Genomic DNA, 19,918 nt, shown 5'->3' on the forward strand with positions numbered 1-19,918 from the left:
ACCCCCCGAGGGGCCTGCGGCGGCTGCGGCGTCCTGGTCGGGGTGCCCCGCCGGGCGTGGCACGCCGTCGGGCGGCCCGCCCGGGCCGTGCGCGGGCAGTTCCAGGCGGAACCGGGCGCCGGCGCCCGGCGCGCTGCGGACGCTCAGCACCCCGCCGAGCAGGGCGGTGTGTTCCCGGGCGATGGCCAGGCCGAGCCCGCTGCCCGGCGCGGAGCGCGAGGCGTCGACCTTGTGGAACCGGTCGAACACGTGCGGCAGGTGCTCGGCGGGAATGCCCGGCCCCTGGTCGGTGACCTCGACGACGACGAGCGGGCCCACCCCGGTCACTGTCGCCCGGATCTCGCCGCCGCCGTGCTCGACCGCGTTGACGACCAGGTTGGCCAGGACGCGCTCCAGGCGGCGGGGGTCCGTGCGCAGCGCCACCGGGTCGCCGCTGACCAGCACGCGGTCCGACCAGCCGCGCGCCGCGACGATCGCGCGCAGCAGCGCCGGGGCGTCCACCCGCTCGACGCTCGGCCGTTCCCGCCCGGCGTCCAGCCGCGAGATCTCCATCAGGTCCTCGACCAGGCGGCGCAGCCGGACCACGTCGCCCACCAGCAGCCGCGCGGCCGGCCGGGCGTCGTCGGGCAGCCGGTCCAACTGCTCGCCCAGCAGCGAGGCCGCGGCCACCAGGGCGGTCACCGGGGTACGCAGCTCGTGCGCGACATCCGCGGTGAACCGCCGCTCCCGGGCCTGCGCGGCCGACAGGGCGGCGATCTTCGACTCCAGCGCCTCGGCCATCTCGTTGAACGACGCCGCCCAGACGCTGAACTCGTCGCGCCCGCGTACCGGCAGACGGGTGGCGAGCAACCCCTCGGTGAGTGAGCGGGCAGCGCGGCTGGCCCGGCCCACCGGCTCCAGGGTGCGCCGGGCCAGGAGGTGACCCACCCCGGCGGCGACCAGCACGACGAGCACCCAGCCGGCCAGGAACGCGGTGCGCACCTGACCCAGGTCGGCGGCGATGTCGTCCTCCACGGTGATCACGTACAGCTCCGCTGTCGAGCCGGGAATGCGTCCACCGACCACCAGCAGTCGGGGCCGCTGGGCCGGCGCCGAGCGCTGGTAGGCGAGCTGCCCGTCGGCGACCGACGCCCGCAGTCGCGTGCCGAGGGCGGGGGCGTACGCGGGGTCGGAGGGGCGGACCGGACCGTCGACCAGGAGGACGTGCCGGCCGCTGCCCTCGAAGCTGGTGAGCAGCTCGGTGCCGCGCTGCTCGGTCAGGGGCAGGAACTCACCGGCGAGCAGAAGCTGGTAGCGGGCGTCGGCGGCGGCCTCGTGCAGCGAGGCGTCCAACCAGGACTGCCGCAGCAGCAGACCGGCCCCACCGGCGAGCAGGCCGGCGGACACCCCGGCGACCAGCACGAACGCGATCGTCAACCGGCGCCGCAGGCGGCCCGGCGCCACCGCTCGTCCGGCCATCGCCGACCTCCCGTCAGCCCGTGGACAGCTTGTAGCCGACGCCGCGCACCGTGCGGATGCGCCGCGGGTGCGTCGGGTCGTCCTCGACCTTGGCGCGCAGCCGCTGCACCGCCACGTCGACGAGTCGCGAGTCGCCCAGGAAACGGTGGTCCCAGACCAGGTCCAGCAGCAGTTCCCGGGTGAAGACCTGGCCGGGGCGTCGGGCCAGCTCCAGCAGCAGACGGAACTCGGTGGCGGTCACGGTCACCTCCCGGCCGTCGCGGCGTACCACGAAGCCGCCCGGATCGATCTCCAGGTCGCCGACGGTGATGGTGTGCGACCCGACCGGCGCGCTCGCCCGCCGCAGCACCGAGCGGACCCGGGCGACCAGCTCGGGCAGGTCGAAGGGTTTGCGCAGGTAGTCGTCGGCGCCGCACTCGAGGCCGACCACCACGTCGAGCGTGTCGGTGCGGGCGGTCAGCATGAGGATCGGCACCTGGCTCGTCCGCCGGATCTCCCGGCAGACCTCCAGGCCGTCCAGCCCGGGCAGCATGACGTCGAGCACGATCGCGTCGACCGGGTGCGCGCGCCAGGTCAGGAGCGCCTGCCGCCCGTCGACGGCGGTGTCGACCCGAAAACCGGCGCGACGCAGTCCGAGGGCGGTGACCTCCCGGATGGAGGCGTCGTCCTCGACCACCAGCACGCGGCCCTCCACCACCTGAGGGTAGACCCGCCGCGACGCTGCGCAGCCCTGGCGGAACGGTCGGTGTCGGCGGCCGGTCGGCTCCGGATCACGGGACGGCGGCCTCCGACCTCCGGCGGGTGATCCTCGATCTTGGCTACGGCTACCATCGGGTCGCCAACCGCACCAACGCGACGGTCATCGATGGTCAACCTGCCCCGGGCCGCCGCCACCGCGTGACCAGTTCACCTGAGAGGACACGACGTGCAACGTCATGGCTGCGTGATCCGGCTTCGCCCGGAGCACCGGGAGACCTACCTGCGCCTACACGCCGAGGTCTGGCCGAGCGTCGAGAAGACGCTGCGCGAGGCGAACTTCCGCAACTACACCATCTTCCTCCACGACGACCTGCTCTTCGGCTACTACGAGTACGTCGGCGAGGACTACGAGGCCGACCTGCGGTACATCGCCGCCGACCCGCAGACGCAGGAGTGGTGGAAGCTGACCGACCCGTGCCAGGAGTCGGTCGCCGAACCCGGTTCGGGGGACTGGTGGGCCCCGATGCGGGAGATCTGGCACCTGGCCGACGAGGCGGGCGCGGAGGAACCCGAGCGGCCCTGACCGGGTTTCCGCGGGTAGCCCCCCGGTGAGCTACCGGCCCGCGGTCGGGTGCGGCGTGCCGTGCTCCTCCGCGACCCGGATGATCGTCCTGCCGGGGGTGCGGCGGTGTCGGACGAACGCTGAGGCCGCTTCGGAGAGCGGCCGTACGGCGCCGACGACGGGCTTGAGCCGCCCGGTCCGGACGCGGTGGGCGAGGTCGGCCAGCCGGGCGCGATCGGGTTCGACGACGAAGAAGACGGCGCGCCCGTCCCTCGGCTGCACGGTGGGCGGCACGGCGATGGTGACGAGGGTGCCGCCCGGGCGTACCAGTTCGGTCGACCGCCGGAGGATGTCGCCGCCGATGACGTCGAGCACCACGTCCACCTCGCCGACGTGCTCCAGGTCGTCGGCGTCCAGGTCGACGAACGTCTGCGCGCCGAGGGTGAGTGCCAGTTCGCGGTCGTCGGCTCGACCGGTGCCGATCACGTGGGCTCCCACCTCCCGCGCGAGTTGGACGGCGATCGAGCCGACACCGCCCGCGACGCCGTGGACGAGGACGGTCTGGCCGGTCGTGAGGTGGGCGTGGTCGAACAGCGCCTGCCACGCCGTCAGCCCGGAGATGGGCAGCGCGGCGGCCACGGTGTGGTCGATGTCGGCCGCGAGCGGAGCGAGGTTGCGAGCCTCCACCGCGGTGTACTCGGCCAGGGATCCGTTGCGCGCCCAGTCGGTCAGTCCGAACACCCGCTGGCCCACGGTGAGACCTGTGGTTCCGTAGCCCAGCTCGACCACGACTCCGGACACCTCGTGCCCGGGGATGCTGGGTGTCCGGTCGCGGCCGGCGCGATCGGTCCACGTCGCCGGCCAGTCGAGCTCTCCGGGGGTGAACCCCGCGGCGTGAACGCGCACGATGACGTCGTTCTCCGCGGCGTGGGGGTACGGCATGTCGGTGAGGGCGAGCCCGTCGACACCCGCGTCACGGTCGCGCACGGTGATCGCTCGCATGCTCAAGTCCTTCCGAAGGGGTTCGTCGGTGTGGCCCGGCGGTGCGGGTCCGGCGCTTGGCCGACGCGTGACGCCGACCGCGTGGGCCCGTGTCCGGTCAGCTCGGCCAGGGCGAGCCGACGATGCGCTCGACGGTCGTCACGCGATCGAGACCGGGGATGAAGTGTTCGAGGATGTCAGAGTTCACTGTGCCGTTCGTGGTGTCCGGGCGATTCCTCATCCCGTCGAACTGGGTCCGCAGGAACTCGTTCTTGAAGTCCCCCCGCGGATGAACGGAGAGGATCTCGTCCAGTTGATCCTTCTCCAGCCCGTCCAGGCCGAGCCCGAGCACGTCGGTCAGGACGCCGAGGTAGGTGGTGGCGATCTCCGGGCCCATCCGGTCGGGGATGCCCGGTGTGGTGTGCAGCGCGACCGCGGTCCAGACGGTCTCGGCGGCGGCAGTCGAGAAGCCCCGGTCCAGCAGGAACTTGCGGGCGTGGTCGGCGCCGTCGACCTCGAAGCGCTGTTCGACGTCGGAGAACGGAGTCAGGAGACCGCTGTCGTGGAACATCGACGCCAGATAGAGCAGTTCGGGATCCGGTTTTACGCCGAGCCGGTGCGCGTGCGTCAGGCCGAAGAGAAAGACCCGTCGGGAGTGGTGATAGATGAGCGGTCCGGTCGTCTCCCGGATGTGGCGGGTCGCTTCGGCGACCGCCGCCGTGTCGGGAATCTCGAACCCCGCGATGACCTCTGACATGCCCTTCGACCTTCCCGGCGCAATGTGCGAACGTCCTGGTGGCCTCCATGCTGCCCTCCGATCGTCGTACGCTGCCGCCCTCATCCGGCCAGGAACCACTTACATCCGGACGGGGTGATCGCGAGGTGGGCGACGCCTCCACGAGGATCACCGTCATCTCCGGTGACGGCGTGCTACCAATACCCGGTGTCCATGCCGCCCCACCGCGTCGCGATCTTCGTCTATGACGGAGTGACGTTGCTGGATGTCGCAGGTCCGGCGGAGGTGTTCAAGGAGGCGAACCGCTTCGGCGCCGACTACCGGATCGTGCTGCTGTCGCCGACCGGCGCGGACGTCACGTCGAGTCTCGGCGTTCGGATCGCGGTCGACGGCGCCGTCTCCTCCGAGCCGGCCTTCGACACGCTGCTGGTGGCCGGGTCCGACCACTATCCGCGCGCCCATGTCCCCGCCGACCTGGCCGAGGCCGCACGGAGACCGGCGGCGGTGGCCGGAAGGGTCGCCTCGATCTGCACCGGGGCGTTCGTCCTCGCCGCCGCCGGCGTCCTCGACGGCAAGCGCGCCACCACGCACTGGCAGGTCGCGCACGAGCTGGCCGCCCGACACCCGACCTGCCGCGTCGAGCCCGACGCGATCTACGTGCGCGACGGCAGCACGTACACCTCGGCGGGGGTGACGGCCGGTATCGACCTGGCCCTCGCTCTCGTCGAAGAGGACCACGGGCCCGACGTGGCGCGCGACGTCGCACGCGCCCTGGTGGTGTACATGCAGCGGGCGGGCGGCCAGTCCCAGTTCTCCGCGCCGCTGCAGGGCCCGCCGCCCCGCTCGCCGGCGCTGCGGCGGATCGCCGACCTGGTGACCGCGAACCCCCGCGGGGACCACTCGCTCGGTGAACTCGCCAAACACCTCAACGTGAGCACCCGGCACCTCACCCGGCTCTTCCACGACGAGCTGTCCACGACACCGGCCCGCTACGTGGAGAACATCCGATTCGACCTGGCTCGGGCGTTCCTCGACCAGGGCCACACCGCGACGCAGGCCGCGACCCTCGCCGGGTTCCCCAGTTACGAGAGCATGCGGCGGGTCTTCGCGAGAAAGCTGTCGATCAGCCCCGCCGCCTACCAACGACGGTTCAGCACGGCCCGCCGTCCCCACCCGGATTAGTGGGCGGCTCCGCTCACCACTGGTGGGCGACGTCCAGCACGACGCGGCTGTGCGCGCCGGGGCCGGCGAGCGTGAACGTGCGGAACGGCAACCGGGCCCGTACGCCGACCGCGAAGGTGCTGTAGCCCTCGAAGCTGCCGCCGAAGACGACGTCGCGCAGCGTCGAACAGCGCAGAACGTTCGTGACGTGCTCGCCCACCGCGTAGGGCACGGTGCCCTGGTGCTCGTCGTCGTACGCCGGGGCCCGCAGCGAGACCCGCAGCAGCGCGTCCCCGGCGGTGTACGGCGACAGTGCCAGCCCTTCGCCCTCGGTCCACGTCTCGCCGTAGCCGACCGCGTAACCGTCGACCGGGCCGGCGAACTCGAACACCACCCGGTCGTAGCAGTCCTGCCGACCGGTCCGCACGGCGACCAGCGGGGCGTCGCTCAGCGCGCCGGCCGACTTCTCCGCGCTGCCCCAGGTGATCCCGCAGTACGCCGACCCGGTGGTGGTGCCCGCAGCGGTGCTGCTGCCCGCGCTGGCGACCAGACCGGCGACGACGACCGCCAACGCGGTGAGTGTGCTCCTGATCCTCATGGTGATCTCTCCGTTCGATGCCGGGGTCACGTCGCGGCAGCGTCGCCGGTGACCCTCAGCCGTCACGGTCGTCCTCTCGTGGCACGCGCGCTTCGCCGCCGCGTAACCGCCGGGTAACAGTGGCCGACGGTCGCCGGACGACCGCTGGGGAGCGCATGACGTCCGGATACCTCCCCAGCCCCGGCGTGGCTGGGTCACCCACGCCGTCCCACAACGCGGTACTGTGCCGGACAGTCGACACATTCGAGGTGGACCCGTGCCTACCGTCGTCGTCCTCGCGCTGACCCTCGCCCTCGCGCCCGCGCCGTCTCCGTCTCCGTCGCCCACCTCGGGCCCGGTCGGCGACATCCTCGGTGGCGTCGGCCGAGCCGTCGACGATCTGTTCGGCGGCCACGGCGCGCCGAGTGCGACGCCGACGCCGAGCGTCACCCCCACCGCGACGTCCGCGCCGAGCCGGCCGCCAGCGACCGGCCGGCCCCGCCCCGCCGCGCCTGGTGCGACCGCCGCGCCCGCCGGGTCGTCGGCAGGTGTCCGGGCTCCGGCCGCCCCCGAGCGTCCGGCCGGTGGCTCCGGCGTCGACGCGCAGGAGGCGGCAGTGCCCCCGCGCATGGGGGACACCCCGGCCTCCGAGGCCTCGCCGGCGCTCGCCGAGCCCGCCCGTGGTGGCTGGCCGCCGGTGTCCTACCTGCTGGTCGTGGCCCTCCTGGCGGTGCTGGCACTGCTGCTCCTGCGTCGCCGGGCTCCCGACCCTCCCACCGCTCCGGCGTCGGATCCCGGTCCCGCGCCGGATCCCGGCCCGGATCTCGAACCCACGCCGGACAATGTCCGCCGCCTGCCGACCACGCTCAACGGCATCTACGAGTTGGGTCGGCTGGACGAGCGGCTCGAGCAGGAACGCCGCCGCACCTGACGGACGACCTCCGGACCGTCGGGCTCAGTGCGCCGGATAGGCGCCCTCGGGCCGCGGGATCCCGTCGTCGTACGCCCCGACCGGGCCGCTGTAGCGGGTCGTGCCGTTCGGGTACGGCCAGGCCCCGGCGCGGCAGCCGTGCAGGCCCAACGTCTGCTGCTGCATCACCGGCGCCGGCCGGCCCCGCCCCGGGCAGCGTTCGTGACCGAACCCGAGCTTGTGCCCCACCTCGTGGTTGACCATGTACTGCCGATAGGTGGCAAGGTTCGCGCCGTAGTGCGGCACCCCCGAGACCCAGCGCGCCACGTTGAGCACCACCCGGGCGCCGTTGCGGCACGACGTGTAGCCGTCCGGCACGTCCTGGCAGAGGGTGTCGCGGGTGCCGGGGGTCGCCACGTAGATGGTGAAGTCGGCCGGTTCGTCGGCACCGACCCGGCGCAGCCGCCACGTCCCGCCCGCCGTCCACCCGCGGCTGTCGTTCAACGTCGCGGAGATCGCCGTGGCGATGTCGCCCGCCCGCAGCCCCCGGATGTCGCGCTCCACGGCGACCCGGTAGCGCATCAACTGGCCCGCGCTCCCGCCCCCGCCCGTCGTCTCGGCCGCCGCCACCGACCAGCGGTTGCTGCCGGTGGCGGGATAGCTGACCGGCGCGACAGTGGGCGTCACCGGCGCGACACCGCCGCTCCCGGCCACTCCCGCCGGCCGGCCCGTCGCGACCGCCGCGGGCAGGCCGGTGGGGTCCGGTCCGGCGGCGGGGCCACCGGCTGGCCCGTTCCCGGCGGCGGGCAGGCCGCACCCGGTGAGCAGCGCCACGGCCAGCAGCAACGCCGCCGAGAACAGGTACCCCCGACGGGTAGCCTTCGTCGACATGTTTCTCTCCCCTCGCGAGCCGGTCTGCGGCCACGCGGGAGAGAAGACGGGTGAGACGGCCAAAAAGTTCACGTCGCGAGGACTCAACCTTTTGGCGGTCTAGCCCGTCTGAGGCGGTGTGGCACGGGGGAGGGTTCGCGGTGGCGCGGGGTGATGCGGAGTTCGTCGAGTTCGCGCGGGCGGCGTCCGCGCGACTGGTGCACGCCGCGTTCCTGATGACCGGCGACCACCACCAGGCCGAGGACGCCGCGCAGACCGCGCTGGTCCGCACCTACGCGTCATGGTCGCGGATCCACGACGACGACGCGTACGGGTACGCCCGTCGCACCCTCGTCAACCACCTGGTGGATCGATGGCGGCGGCCGATGCGGGAGTACCCGACCGACGAGGTGCCGGAACAGCGGGGTGCCGACGTGGCCGACGACGTGACCACCCGCCGCTGGCTGGTCACCATCCTCGGCGCGCTCAGCCCTCGGGAGCGGGCCATCGTCGTGCTGCGCTACTACTTCGACCTGCCGGAGGCGCAGGTGGCCCGGGAACTCGCCGTATCCGTCGGCACCGTCAAGAGCACCAGCTCGCGCGCCCTGGAGAAGCTGCGCACCGCCGCGCCGCGCACGGTCGACGAGGAGGCGCGCCGATGAGCGAGCTGGATCGGCTCCGCCACGCCATGCGGGCGACGGAGCGCCCCGACGCCATGCTCGACCTGGACACCGTCATGCGTGCGGGACGGCGGCTGCGTATCCGTCGGCGGGTCGCCGGGGGAGGAGCGGCGACGCTCGTGGCGGGGGTGGTCGCCGTCGCCGCGGTGGCGGTCGGCGCGTCCGGGCCGGGCGCTCCGGCGCCCACCGGTTCCGCGCCGCCGGTCGCCGTCGCTCCGCCCTCGGGCGGCCGCATGCCGTCGTCGTTGGCGTCGCCGTCGCGGGAGGCCACGCCACCGCCGACGATCGCCCGTGGTGTACCGGGTCCGAAGCCCCTCGGCCAGGTGGTCGACACGGGGGTGAAGCACGGCACCGATCGGCGGGTCTACTACTTCGTGCGGGTCACCGTGCCCGGCCAGCCGAAGGTGACCATGGGGTTGGCCGCCGGTCGCCGTGCCCCCGACGGCACGGTGGGCACGGACATCCTCGTCAACGACGTCGAGGGCGCCGACCGCAGCCCCGGCTTCCACCAGATCGGCTACGACGAGAGCTCGTCGGCCGCGGCGGCGCCCACCTTCGGCTACTTCGTCGGCCCCGCCGAGCGGATCATCGGCACGGTGGACGGTCGGCAGATCGATGCCCGGCTGTCGCGCTGGAGCATGGACAAGCAGGTGGTGATCTTCTGGTTCGACCCGGCCACGCTCACGCCCGGGGAGCGGCTGGACGGCATCGTCGCCCGTGACCGCGACGGCCGTCGGCTCTGAGGCGCTGGCTCAGGCCGGATCGGTCAGCCGGCGTTCGATGGTCACCGTCGTCCCCTCGCCGGTGGAGACCAGTCGTACGTCGCCGTAGGCGTTCATCAACAGCGCGCCCCGGCCCCGGTCCATGGCCGGCCGACGGTCCCGCCAGGTGCCGAAGTCGCGGACCGAGATCCGGACCCGGTCGTCACCGACCTGGAGCCGGACCCGCACCTCGGGGCGACTGGGTCGTTGTGCGTGCTCGACGGCGTTGTTCATCGCCTCGGACGCGGCGAGCAGCAGATCCTCCAACACGTCCGCGTGGACGTCCACCTCGGTCAACGCCAGCCGGACGTCCCGGCGCATGGCGGCCGCCGAGGTGGGCACGGACGGGTACGTCCATTCCGCGGCCAGGGTGTCGCCGAGCCCGTCGTCGGCCGCGCCGACCGGTGCCGCGCCGACCGGTGCCGCGCCGACCGGTGCCGCGCCGACCGGTGCCGCGCCGGCCGCAGCCGCGCCGGCCGCCGGTTCTCTGTTGGCCGGTTCGCCGCCGGCCGGTTTCCCGTTGGCCGGTGCCGCGTCTACCGGTTCGGCGGCGAAGCGCACGGCGGGCGCGCTCCCGGTGGGCTCCGCCACCGGCGGAGCGGGCGCGACGGCCATGACCCCGGCGGGTCGCGTCGACCCCGGGGCGTCGACCGCGCTCCGGCTGCCGCCGGCGGCAGGTACGGTGGCCTCGTCGCCGGCCGGTACGGCGTCGTCGCCGGTCGGCGCGGTGGTGTCGTCGGCGGCCGGGTCGGTGCGGGCACGGCGGATGGCGGTCCGGATGCGGGCGATCAGCTCCGCGGCGGCGAACGGCTTCACGAGGTAGTCGTCGGCGCCGAGGCTCAGGCCCACCACGCTGGCCTCCTCGCCGGCCCGGGCGGAGAGCACCAGCACCGGCAGCGCCTGGGTCGCCGGGTCCGCGCGCAGTCGACGAACCAGGTCGAAGCCGTCCAGCACCGGCATCATCACGTCGGTGAGCACGAGGTCCGGCGGCTCCTGCCGGATCGCGTCGAGGGCCTGCCGACCGTCGGTCACCGACCGCACCCGCCAGCCCTGACCGGCGAGCAGCCGACTCAGGTACGCGCGCATGTCGCTGTTGTCGTCGGCCACCAGGATCCGGGCGCCGGCCAACTCGTCGGCGGCCGGTCCGGGTGCCGCGGCGGGCTCGGCGACACCGCCGGCCGGGTCGGTCAGCCAACCCACCGCCTCGGAGACGGCGGCGCGGGCCACGTCGCCCCGCCCGTTCGGTGCCGGCGTGGTCGCCGGCGCGCGCCGCGCCGTCGACCACGGCAGGGCCACGGTGAAGGTGGTGCCGACGCCCACCTGGCTGGTCACCCGGACCTCGCCGCCCTCGAGCCGGGCCAGCTCGTGGACCAGGGCCAGGCCGATGCCGGTGCCCTCGTGGCTGCGCGAGCGCCCGCCCTGCACCCGGTGGAAGCGCTCGAAGAGCTTCGGCAGGTCCGCCTCGGAGATCCCGATTCCGGTGTCGGCGACGGTGAGGCGTACCTCGTCGTGGTCGGCGTCCACGGCGATCCGGATGCGGCCGATGAACGTGTACTTCAGGGCGTTGGACAGCAGGTTGGTGACGATGCGTTCCCAGTTGACCGGGTCGAGGGTGACCGGCCGGGGCAGCGGCGGGCAGTCGACCTCCAGAGCCAGGCCGGCCCGTTCGACGGCGGCCCGGAAGACGCTTGCCAACTCGACGGTGAGCGCGGGGAGGTCGACCTCGCGGGCGTCGCTGTGGGCCCGGCCGGCCTCCAGGCTGGAGAAGGTGAGCAGGCTGTTGACAAGGGTCAACAGTCGGGTGGCGTTACGCCAGGCGGTCTCCACCCGCTCCCGCTGCGGCGGCGCCAGCGGCGCGGCGGTGTCGGCGAGCGCGTCGGCGAGCGGCCCGAGCATGAGGGTCAGCGGCGTACGGAACTCGTGGCTGACGTTGGTGAAGAAGGTGGTCTTCACCCGGTCCAGCTCGGCCAGTGTCTCGGCCCGGCGCCGCTCCTGCTCGTACTCCTTCGCGTTGCGGACCGCCATGGAGACCTGTTGGGTCAGCAGTTGGTAGAAGGAGCGGTACGCCTCGTCCAGCTCCCGGTTGGGGCTGACGCCGGCCAGCAGGACGCCGAGCGGCTGGTCCTCGGTGGCCGAGGGCAGCGGCAGCGCCAGCGCGGTGCGGGTGGGATCACCCCACGGGCCGGCGGGCAGGGGCAGTCGGTCCGTGACGCCTGGCACGTCGACGGGTCGGCCCTGCGCGGCGTCCGGCAGGCCCCAGGCGTGGGCCGCCGGGCTCGGGTCCGCCACGTCGACGACGTCCGGCAGCGTCTCGGCCACCGGGCGGTGACCCGGGTCACCGCCCGTGCAGGCCGTCCGGCGCAGCACCGCGCCGTCGCGCAGGTAGATCGCGGCGAACGGGACGTCCAGCGGGTGGCCGCCGATCGCGTCGACCAGCCGGGCGCAGGTGGCGTCGACGTCGACGGTGCGCCCGTCGCCACCCAGGCTCAGGTCGCGCAGCAGCCGCAGTCGCCGTTCGCCGACGACCTGCTCGGTGACCTCGCTGCACACCGTCAGCACGCCGACGGTGCGGCCGTCGTCGTCGCGGGCCGGGGCGTGCGAGACGCTGAAGTACGCCTCCTCGCGGTAGCCGGCGCGCTCCAGCAGGAGTTGCAGAGCGGGCACCCAACTGGCGACCCCGCTCTCCATGGCCTGCCGGATCAGGGGGGCGAGGACGTCCCAGCCCTCGGCCAGGGTCACCCGCACGTCGTCGCCGAGCGCGGCGGGGTGCTTGTCGCCGATCAGGGCGGAGTACGCGTCGTTGTAGAGCTGGGAGAGGCGGTCGCCCCAGAGCAGGAGCATGGGGTAACGGGAGGAGAGCACCACCCGCACGGCGGCGCGCAGGCTCTGCGGCCAGCTCGACACCGCGCCCAGCGGGGTGTCGGCCCAGTTCAGCTCGGCCATCAGCCGTCCGGTGTCACCGCCGTCGGCGAACAGGTCGGTGCGGGGTCGTGTCACGCTCGACCCGGCCTCATCGCAAGCCCCCCGTTCCGGGCCCGACGACCCCTGCTGGTGTTACCTACCCATCCTGGCACCTCTACTCACCTGTGCCGTCGTCGGTACCCATCGTCGAACCGGCGGGGGTTCGGGACGAACGACCGATGCCGAAGACATAGATCTCTGTAAGTGTCTCGGTTATCTCTCCAACCCCCGAGGAGCCCCCATGAGAGGCAGAACGCTGAGCGCGGGAATCGTGCTCGCCGTGTTCACCGGGATGACGGTGACGCTGGCCGCCCAGCCGGTGACCGCGTCACCCTCCGCCGCGACGACAGCGACCCGGCCGATCGCCGCGTCCGCCGCCGTCCTGGCGGCGCCGGACATCTCCGTCACCAACGTCCAGGCGCACCTGACCCAGTTCAACTCGATCGCCAGCAGCAACGGCGGCAACCGGCGGGCCGGCTCGGCCGGCTACACCGCCTCGGTCAGCTACGTGAAGAGCAGGCTCCAGGCCGCCGGCTACACCGTCAGCGAGCAGACCTGCTCCAGCTGCACGTACCCCTCGAACAACCTCATCGCCGAGTGGCCCGGCGGCCCGACCGACCAGGTGGTCATGTTCGGCGCCCACCTGGACAGCGTCTCGGCCGGCCCGGGCATCAACGACAACGCCTCCGGCTCCACCACCCTGCTGGAGAACGCGCTGGTCCTCGCCGCGCAGAACCCGACCATGACGAAGAAGGTCCGGTTCGCCTGGTGGACCGACGAGGAGCAGGGCCTCAACGGCTCCCGGTTCTACGTGAACTCGCTCACCACCACCCAGCGCGGCTACATCAAGGGCTACTACAACTTCGACATGGTCGGCTCGACGAACGGTGGCTACTTCATCAACCGGGTCACCTCCACGACGGCGGCGCCGCTGAAGGCGTACTGGGACTCGCTGGGGCTGCAACCCGAGGAGAACGTCGAGGGTCAGGGCCGCTCCGACGACTACTACTTCCAGCAGGCCGGCATCCCCACCTCCGGGTACGCCGCGGGCGCGAGCGCCCGCAAGACCAGCAGTCAGGCGGCCAAGTGGGGTGGCACGGCCAACGCCGCCTACGACTCGTGCTACCACCGTTCCTGCGACACCACCGCCAACGTCAGCGCCACCGTGCTGAACCGGGCCGCGGACGGCGTCGCGTACGCGCTGTGGCAGCTCGCCGTGGGTGGCGGCACCCCGACCAACGACTTCTCGATCGCGGTCAACCCCACCGCGCTCGCCGTCGCCCGGGGCGCCAGCACCACCGCCACCGTGACCACCGCGACCACCTCGGGCTCGGCGCAGACGGTGAGCCTCACCGCGTCCGGCGCGCCCAGCGGGGTGAGCGTCTCCTTCAGTCCGTCGTCGGTGACCTCCGGCGGGTCGGCCACGCTGACCCTGACCGCGTCGGCCGGCGCCGCCACGGGCACCGTCACCGTCACGGTCACCGGCACCGGATCGGTCACCCGGACGGCGAGCCTCACCCTCACGGTGACCGGCACCGGCGGCTGCGCCGGCGGACAGGTGGTCGGCAACGGGGGCTTCGAGAGCGGCAGCACGCCGTGGACCGCGTCCTCCGGTGTGATCACCAATTCGGGCAGTCAGCCGGCCCGGACCGGGTCGTACAAGGCGTGGCTCGACGGGTACGGCAGCACCCACACCGACACCCTGTCCCAGTCGGTGACCGTGCCGGCCGGCTGCGCCAGCTACACGCTGTCGTTCTGGCTGCACGTCGACACCGCCGAGACCACCTCCTCGACGGCGTACGACAAGCTCGTCGTGCAGGTGGGCTCGACCACGCTTGCGACGTACTCGAACCTCAACGCCGGCTCCGGCTACGCCCAGCGCACGTTCAACGTGGCCGGGTTCGCCGGGCAGACGGTGACAGTGAAGTTCACCGGCACCGAGGACTCGTCGTTGCAGACCAGCTTCGTGATCGACGACGTGACGCTGCAGGCGAGCTGACCGACGTCGGGTGGGGGCACGCGCCCCCACCCGACGTCTAGTCACGGGTGTCTATCTCTGGTAGAAATCTTTCAAGGCCGGCCCCTGATTCGCAGAATTCCGCCCCTCACGCGAACGGGAGTGCCATGTCACCCACCCGATCCACAGTGCGCCGCCGCGTGCTCACACTGCTCGTGGCCACCCTCGCCACGGTCTGCGCCACGTTCGGCCTGGCCGCCCCGGCCTTCGCCATCAGCCACTCCAACGCCACCTCGCAGCTGCGCGCCGCCGGCATCTCCTGGACCTCCAGCGGCAACTGCAGCGACCGCAACGTGGCCACCTGCACCTCGTTCGACGGGGTCCGGCAGGCCACCATCGACGGCATCATCACCTTCAAGCGGGCCAGCGGCTGCGCGGTCACCATCACCGCCGGCACCGAGGTCGGGCACGCCGGGGGCACGTACAGCCACTGGACCGGCTACAAGCTGGACATCGCGTTGAGCGCCTGCATCCAGAACTACATCTCGGCGAACTACACCTACGTCGGCTACATCTCCGGCTTCGGCTATCAGTACCGGGCGGCCTCGGGCAACCTCTACACCAAGGAGGGCAGCCACTGGGACATCCTCTTCTACAGCTGCGGTGGCTGCTGAGCGAGGTGTGCCGGGCCGGGTACGCGGAGGGAGCTGACCGCGTACCCGAAGATCGGGCCGCCGCCGGGAACCCGGCGGCGGCCCGATCACGGCCGTGGTGTCGCGGCTCAGGGGAGCTGCGGGTAGAGCGCGGCGACGCCGCCGGCCAGGCCGGCCTGCACCTGCCGGCTGATCTCGTCGGTGACGATCTCGTACGCGTCGGCCTCGATGCCGTCGATGCCGATCCGGGCGATCACCGCCGGGTCCGACTTGGCGCCGGTGACGGACGCGGCCATCTCGGTGTCCATGTAGCCGACGTGCAGGCCGGCGACCCGGACCCCCCGCTCGGCGAGCTGCACGCGCAGCGCGTTGGTCATCGCCCACTCGGCCGACTTCGCGGCGCCGTACGCCCCGTGCAGGGGGAAATTCACCCAGGACAGCACGGAGAGCACGTTGAGGACGGTTCCGCCGCCGTTGCCGGCGATGACCGGGGCGAAGGACCGGATCATCGACAGGTTGCCGAGGTAGTGCGTCTCCAGCTCCAGCCGGATCAGGTCCAGGTCGCCCTCCAGCAGGTCCGCCCGGCTGTCGATGCCGGCGTTGTTGATCAGCAGGTTCACGTCGCCGGCGAGCTGCGCGGCGGCGGCCACCGAGGCGGGGTCGGTGATGTCGAGGCGCACCGGCGTCACGCCGGGCAGGTCGACGCTGTCGGGATTGCGGGCGCCCGCGTAGACCGTGGCGCCCCGGGCGACGAGTTCGGCGGCCAGGTGTCGGCCGAAGCCCCGGTTGGCGCCGGTGACGAGGGCGGTGCTTCCAGCGATCTTCATGGGAGTGCTCCAGGTTCGTGGTCGGTGCGGCGCGACGACGTTTGCTGGCCGGAACGCTATCCGGCTGACTTCTGCTAAGCAAAGTCAGCTATGTCACGCGCGCACCTCCCTCGGATCGGGAATACGACCCGGACGCGGGCACGACCGCACCGGTGACGACTCGTATCCTTTGCGCGAACCTCCGCACGAGCCGAGAAGGGAGACGGTGTGAGCAACCAGGCCGAGACGTTGGAGTTCCAGGCCGAGGCGCGTCAGCTCCTCCAGTTGGTGGTCCACTCGATCTATTCGAACAAGGACGTCTTCCTGCGGGAACTCATCTCGAACGCGTCCGACGCCCTGGACAAGCTGCGGCTGGCGACGCTCGTCGACAAGGATCTCGTCGCCGACACCGACGACCTGCACGTCGCCATCGAGGTCGACCGGGACGCCCGCACGCTTACCGTCCGGGACAACGGCATCGGGATGACCCGCGACGAGGTGGTCCGGCTGATCGGTACCATCGCCAAGTCCGGCACCGCCGAGCTGCTGCGCCAGCTGCGCGAGTCCGCCGACGCCCGCGCCTCGCAGGACCTGATCGGGCAGTTCGGCGTCGGCTTCTACGCCGCGTTCATGGTCGCCGACCGGGTCACCCTGCTGACCCGCAAGGCCGGCGAGACCGGCGGCACCCGCTGGGAGTCCACCGGCGAGGGCACCTACTCGATCGAGTCGGTCGACGAGGCGCCGCAGGGCACCACGGTGACCCTGCACCTCAAGCCGGTCGACACCGAGGACAACCTGCACGACTACACCGCCGAGTGGACCGTCCGCGAGATCGTCAAGCGATACTCCGACTTCATCGCGTGGCCGATCCGGATGAGCGTCGAGCGGCCCGGCGCCGACGGCGAGGCCGCCACCAGCGAGGTGCAGACCCTCAACTCGATGAAGGCGCTCTGGGCCCGGCCCCGCGACGAGGTCGACGCCGCCGAGTACAACGAGTTCTACAAGCACGTCAGCCACGACTGGGCCGACCCGCTCGAGGTCGTGCACATGAAGGGCGAGGGCACCTTCGAGTACGAGGCGCTGCTGTTCCTGCCCAGCCACGCCCCGCTGGACCTGTTCTCCCCGCAGGGCCGCCGCGGCGTGCAGCTCTACGTCAAGCGCGTGTTCATCATGGACGACTGCGAGGCGCTGGTCCCCACCTACCTGCGCTTCGTCAAGGGCGTCGTCGACGCGCACGACCTGTCGCTGAACATCTCCCGCGAGATCCTCCAGCAGGACCGGCAGATCCAGATCGTCCGTCGCCGCCTGGTCAAGAAGGTCCTCACCACGGTCAAGGACCTCAAGGCCAACCACCCCGAGCGCTACCGCACCTTCTGGACCGAGTTCGGCGCGGTGGTCAAGGAGGGGTTGATCGACGACACCGACAACCGGGACTCCCTGCTGGAGATCCTGTCGGTCGCCTCCACCCACGACGCGGCGGAGCCCACCGACCTGGCCGGCTACGTCTCGCGCATGAAGGACGGCCAGAGCGACATCTGGTACGCCACCGGCGACTCCCGCGCCACGATCGAGAACTCCCCGCACCTGGAGGCGTTCCGGGCGAAGGGTCACGAGGTGCTGTTGCTCACCGACCCGGTCGACGAGGTGTGGGTCGAGCGTGTCGGCGAGTACGACGGCCGACCGCTGCGCTCGATCGCCAAGGGCCAGGTCGACCTGGACACCGACGAGGAGAAGCAGCAGGCCGAGGCCGAGCGCGAGCAGCAGCGGCAGGAGTTCGCGGCGCTCGTGGAGTGGCTGGGCACGACCCTCGCCGACAGCGTTCGGGAGGTCCGGCTGTCGTCGCGGCTGACCACCTCACCGGCCTGCGTCGTGGGCGACGCGCACGACCTCACGCCCACGTTGGAGAAGATGTACCGGGCGATGGGGCACGACGTCCCCTCGGCCAAGCGCATCCTGGAGATCAACCCCGGCCACCCGCTGGTCACCGGGCTGCGCAAGGCCCACGAGCACGGCGACTCCACCGAAACCCTGACCGAGACCGCCGAGCTGCTGTACGGCCTGGCGGTGCTCGCCGAGGGCGGTGAGCTGGCCGACCCGGCCCGGTTCACCCGTACGCTCGCCGACCGGTTGGCGCGCACCCTGTAGCTGACGTACCCCCTGCGGCCGGCGGGTTCCGCACAGCGGACCCGCCGGCCGGTCACGTCACTGGCCCGGAATCACCAGACCGGACTCGTAGGCGACCATCACCACCTGGGCGCGGTCGCGCAGGTTCAGTTTGGCGAGCAGGTTGCCGACGTGCGTCTTCACCGTGTGCTCGCTCAGGTGGTGGTGGGCGGCGATCTCGGCGTTGGACAGACCGGCCGCGATCAGGCGCAGCACGTCCGTCTCGCGAGCGGTGAGCGCGGTCACCGCGGCGGCCCGGGCCGGATCCGGGTGACCGCGCCTGTGCAGTTCGCCGATCACGCGGGCGGTGACGCCGGGGGCGAGCAACGCGTCACCGGCGGCGACCACGCGGACGGCGTTGACCAGGTCGGCTCGGGGGGCGTCCTTGAGGAGGAAGCCGCTGGCCCCGGCGCGCAACGCCGCGTACAGGTAGTCGTCGGTGTCGAACATGGTCAGGGCGAGGACCCGGCTCGGCGTACGGGCGCAGACCTGCCGGGTCGCGGCGACACCGTCGAGGATGGGCATCCGCATGTCCATCAGGACGACGTCGGGTCGGTGTTCGAGGGCGGCACGCACCGCGTTCGCGCCGTCGGCGGCCTCGGCGACCACCTCGATGTCCGGCTCGGCACCGAGGATCGTCGCGAATCCGGCCCGGAACAGGTCCTGATCGTCGGCGAGCACGACGCGCAGCATCAGCACGACACCACAGGCGTCGAAGGCCGCGGGGCGACGACGGCGGCTTTCCCCATCAGGCCACCGCCGGTGCCCGCAGGGGGAGAGTGGCGGTGACGGTGAAGCCGTGGCCGTCCGCGGCGGGACCGGCGCGCAGGGTTCCGCCGCATGCCTGGGCTCGCTCGCGCATGCCGACGATCCCGTATCCGGGCCGGCCCGCGCCGGAGGCCGGATCGCCGTGGCCGTCATCGGTGATCGACACGGTAAGCGCCTCCGCGGTGTGAGCCAGTAGGACGCGGACCGACCCTGCCCCGGCATGCCGGACCACATTGGTCAGGGACTCCTGCACGATCCGGTAGGCGGCGACCCCGACGTCCGCGGGTGGCACCAACGGCGACGGAGAGGCAAGCCCGAACGGCGGCTCGGAGGTGACCTCGAGGACGGCGTCCAGCCCGGTGGCGCGGACGCGTGCGATGAGAGCGGTGAGGTGAGCCAGACCCGGCTGGTCGAGTGGATGGTCGACGGGCTCGCGCAGGCTGCCGACAGCGCGACGGAGTTGGACGACCGCGTCGCGGCCGGTGGCGGCGATCGTGGCGAACGTGGCGTCGGCACGGTCCGGATGGGGGCGGACCAGGAGCGGCCCCGCCTCCGCTTGAACGATCATGACACCGACCGCGTGCGTGAGGATGTCGTGCAGGTCGTGGGCGATGCGGGCGCGCTCACGCAACACGGCCGCCGCCCGCTCACCAGCGACGCGACGGTCGCGTTCGGCGAGGGCTGCGGCCTGGGCACGGCGGGCGCGGGTGCTGGTGCCCAGGGCGTACGAGAAGACGTAGGCGACCGACAGGTACCGCAGCACCTCCACGTCCGGGTGTGGATACAGCAGCGAGAACAGCAGGCCGGCGGCGGTGAGCGTGATGCCGAGCAGGCGGACCACCAGCGAGGACCGTGCCGCGAACGTGTAGAGGCAGACGAGCGGGCCGACCGGCAGCAGCGGAGGTGCGCCGAGCGAGGCCGAGACGGTCGTGGCGACGCCCATGACGACGGCGACCGGGACCAGCGCGCGTTCCCGCCACAGCACCGGGACCGACGACGCGACCGCGAGCGGCAGCACCCACCAGGCACGTGGCCCGCCGGCCACGGCGGGCAGCACGGTCGCGGCGACGGCGACCACGGTGACGGCGAGATTGACGTACCGCTTCACGTCGGCAGTATCGTCCGGCCGGGCCCTTCCCCGCCTCCCTCCACAGGACCAGAAGACCTCCATCCCGTACGGCGATCCGTCCCGGCCACCTCCGCCACACGATCGAC

The 19,918-nt window shown here is 72.5% G+C and carries 18 protein-coding genes; 8 read left to right on the top strand and 10 right to left on the bottom strand.

Annotated features, from left to right (window positions below; translation table 11 throughout):
• Positions 1-1,458, bottom strand: a 1,458-nt coding sequence (locus MILUP08_RS15775) for a sensor histidine kinase (RefSeq protein WP_083915852.1), incomplete at its 3' end; no start/stop codon positions are given.
• Between the two features lie 13 nt (positions 1,459-1,471).
• The gene (locus MILUP08_RS15780) at positions 1,472-2,152 is read right to left on the bottom strand and encodes a response regulator transcription factor (RefSeq protein WP_039906078.1); all 681 of its coding nucleotides are present in this window, start codon (positions 2,150-2,152) and stop codon (positions 1,472-1,474) included.
• A 231-nt stretch (positions 2,153-2,383) separates the two neighbouring features.
• On the opposite strand from MILUP08_RS15780, the gene MILUP08_RS15785 reads away from it, so the two are divergent.
• Positions 2,384-2,740, top strand: a complete 357-nt coding sequence (locus tag MILUP08_RS15785) for an L-rhamnose mutarotase (RefSeq protein WP_007459350.1) — start codon at positions 2,384-2,386, stop codon at positions 2,738-2,740.
• 30 nt (positions 2,741-2,770) lie between these two features.
• Here MILUP08_RS15785 and MILUP08_RS15790 read toward each other — a convergent pair whose 3' ends face one another.
• Both MILUP08_RS15790 and MILUP08_RS15795 read right to left on the bottom strand, forming a co-directional pair.
• Positions 2,771-3,721, bottom strand: coding sequence for an NADP-dependent oxidoreductase (locus MILUP08_RS15790; protein WP_007459353.1), 951 nt, complete (start codon positions 3,719-3,721; stop codon positions 2,771-2,773).
• A 97-nt stretch (positions 3,722-3,818) separates the two neighbouring features.
• Positions 3,819-4,457 (bottom strand): HD domain-containing protein, encoded by a 639-nt coding sequence (locus MILUP08_RS15795; RefSeq protein WP_007459355.1) that lies wholly within the window; start codon positions 4,455-4,457, stop codon positions 3,819-3,821.
• Between the two features lie 192 nt (positions 4,458-4,649).
• On the opposite strand from MILUP08_RS15795, the gene MILUP08_RS15800 reads away from it, so the two are divergent.
• Complete coding sequence (locus tag MILUP08_RS15800; protein ID WP_144057140.1) at positions 4,650-5,618, top strand: GlxA family transcriptional regulator; 969 nt, start codon at positions 4,650-4,652, stop codon at positions 5,616-5,618.
• A 13-nt stretch (positions 5,619-5,631) separates the two neighbouring features.
• Here the strand turns inward: MILUP08_RS15800 and MILUP08_RS15805 are convergent, their stop codons facing one another.
• Positions 5,632-6,195 carry an AMIN-like domain-containing (lipo)protein gene (locus MILUP08_RS15805; RefSeq protein ID WP_007459358.1) on the bottom strand — a complete coding sequence of 188 codons (564 nt, stop codon included), beginning with the start codon at positions 6,193-6,195 and terminating at the stop codon, positions 5,632-5,634.
• 256 nt (positions 6,196-6,451) lie between these two features.
• Here MILUP08_RS15805 and MILUP08_RS15810 point away from each other — a divergent pair, with 256 nt between their 5' ends.
• A complete protein-coding gene (locus MILUP08_RS15810) occupies positions 6,452-7,105 on the top strand; it encodes a hypothetical protein (protein WP_007459362.1) in 654 nt (217 codons plus the stop codon).
• A 24-nt stretch (positions 7,106-7,129) separates the two neighbouring features.
• Here the strand turns inward: MILUP08_RS15810 and MILUP08_RS15815 are convergent, their stop codons facing one another.
• Positions 7,130-7,975, bottom strand: a complete 846-nt coding sequence (locus MILUP08_RS15815; protein ID WP_007459364.1) for a DUF3152 domain-containing protein — start codon at positions 7,973-7,975, stop codon at positions 7,130-7,132.
• Between the two features lie 140 nt (positions 7,976-8,115).
• Here MILUP08_RS15815 and MILUP08_RS15820 point away from each other — a divergent pair, with 140 nt between their 5' ends.
• Together MILUP08_RS15820 and MILUP08_RS15825 are read left to right on the top strand one after the other, a co-directional pair.
• Entirely contained in the window at positions 8,116-8,616 is a 501-nt protein-coding gene (locus MILUP08_RS15820; protein ID WP_007459366.1) for a SigE family RNA polymerase sigma factor, read from the top strand.
• The gene (locus MILUP08_RS15825) at positions 8,613-9,377 is read left to right on the top strand and encodes a hypothetical protein (RefSeq protein ID WP_007459368.1); all 765 of its coding nucleotides are present in this window, start codon (positions 8,613-8,615) and stop codon (positions 9,375-9,377) included. Before MILUP08_RS15820 ends, MILUP08_RS15825 begins: the two co-directional genes overlap by 4 nt.
• 9 nt (positions 9,378-9,386) lie before the next feature.
• Here the strand turns inward: MILUP08_RS15825 and MILUP08_RS15830 are convergent, their stop codons facing one another.
• A complete protein-coding gene (locus MILUP08_RS15830) occupies positions 9,387-12,392 on the bottom strand; it encodes an ATP-binding protein (protein ID WP_007459370.1) in 3,006 nt (1,001 codons plus the stop codon).
• Between the two features lie 205 nt (positions 12,393-12,597).
• On the opposite strand from MILUP08_RS15830, the gene MILUP08_RS15835 reads away from it, so the two are divergent.
• Both MILUP08_RS15835 and MILUP08_RS15840 read left to right on the top strand, forming a co-directional pair.
• Complete coding sequence (locus MILUP08_RS15835) at positions 12,598-14,355, top strand: M28 family peptidase (RefSeq protein ID WP_007459372.1); 1,758 nt, start codon at positions 12,598-12,600, stop codon at positions 14,353-14,355.
• Positions 14,356-14,480: 125 nt separating this feature from the next.
• On the top strand, positions 14,481-14,987 hold the full coding sequence (locus tag MILUP08_RS15840) for a hypothetical protein (protein ID WP_007459374.1): 507 nt from the start codon (positions 14,481-14,483) through the stop codon (positions 14,985-14,987).
• Between the two features lie 107 nt (positions 14,988-15,094).
• On the opposite strand, the gene MILUP08_RS15845 is transcribed toward MILUP08_RS15840, so the two are convergent.
• Entirely contained in the window at positions 15,095-15,793 is a 699-nt protein-coding gene (locus MILUP08_RS15845) for an SDR family oxidoreductase (protein WP_007459376.1), read from the bottom strand.
• 207 nt (positions 15,794-16,000) lie between these two features.
• Here MILUP08_RS15845 and htpG point away from each other — a divergent pair, with 207 nt between their 5' ends.
• Positions 16,001-17,917: a molecular chaperone HtpG gene (gene htpG, locus MILUP08_RS15850; protein ID WP_007459377.1), complete on the top strand. Its 1,917-nt coding sequence runs from the start codon at positions 16,001-16,003 to the stop codon at positions 17,915-17,917.
• Positions 17,918-17,974: 57 nt separating this feature from the next.
• Here the strand turns inward: htpG and MILUP08_RS15855 are convergent, their stop codons facing one another.
• Positions 17,975-18,628, bottom strand: a complete 654-nt coding sequence (locus MILUP08_RS15855) for a response regulator (RefSeq protein ID WP_039908131.1) — start codon at positions 18,626-18,628, stop codon at positions 17,975-17,977.
• Positions 18,629-18,683: 55 nt separating this feature from the next.
• Positions 18,684-19,811 (bottom strand): sensor histidine kinase, encoded by a 1,128-nt coding sequence (locus MILUP08_RS15860; RefSeq protein ID WP_039906082.1) that lies wholly within the window; start codon positions 19,809-19,811, stop codon positions 18,684-18,686.
• Positions 19,812-19,918 lie beyond the last annotated feature (107 nt).

Source organism: Micromonospora lupini str. Lupac 08, from assembly GCF_000297395.2.
GTDB classification, from domain to species: domain Bacteria; phylum Actinomycetota; class Actinomycetes; order Mycobacteriales; family Micromonosporaceae; genus Micromonospora; species Micromonospora lupini.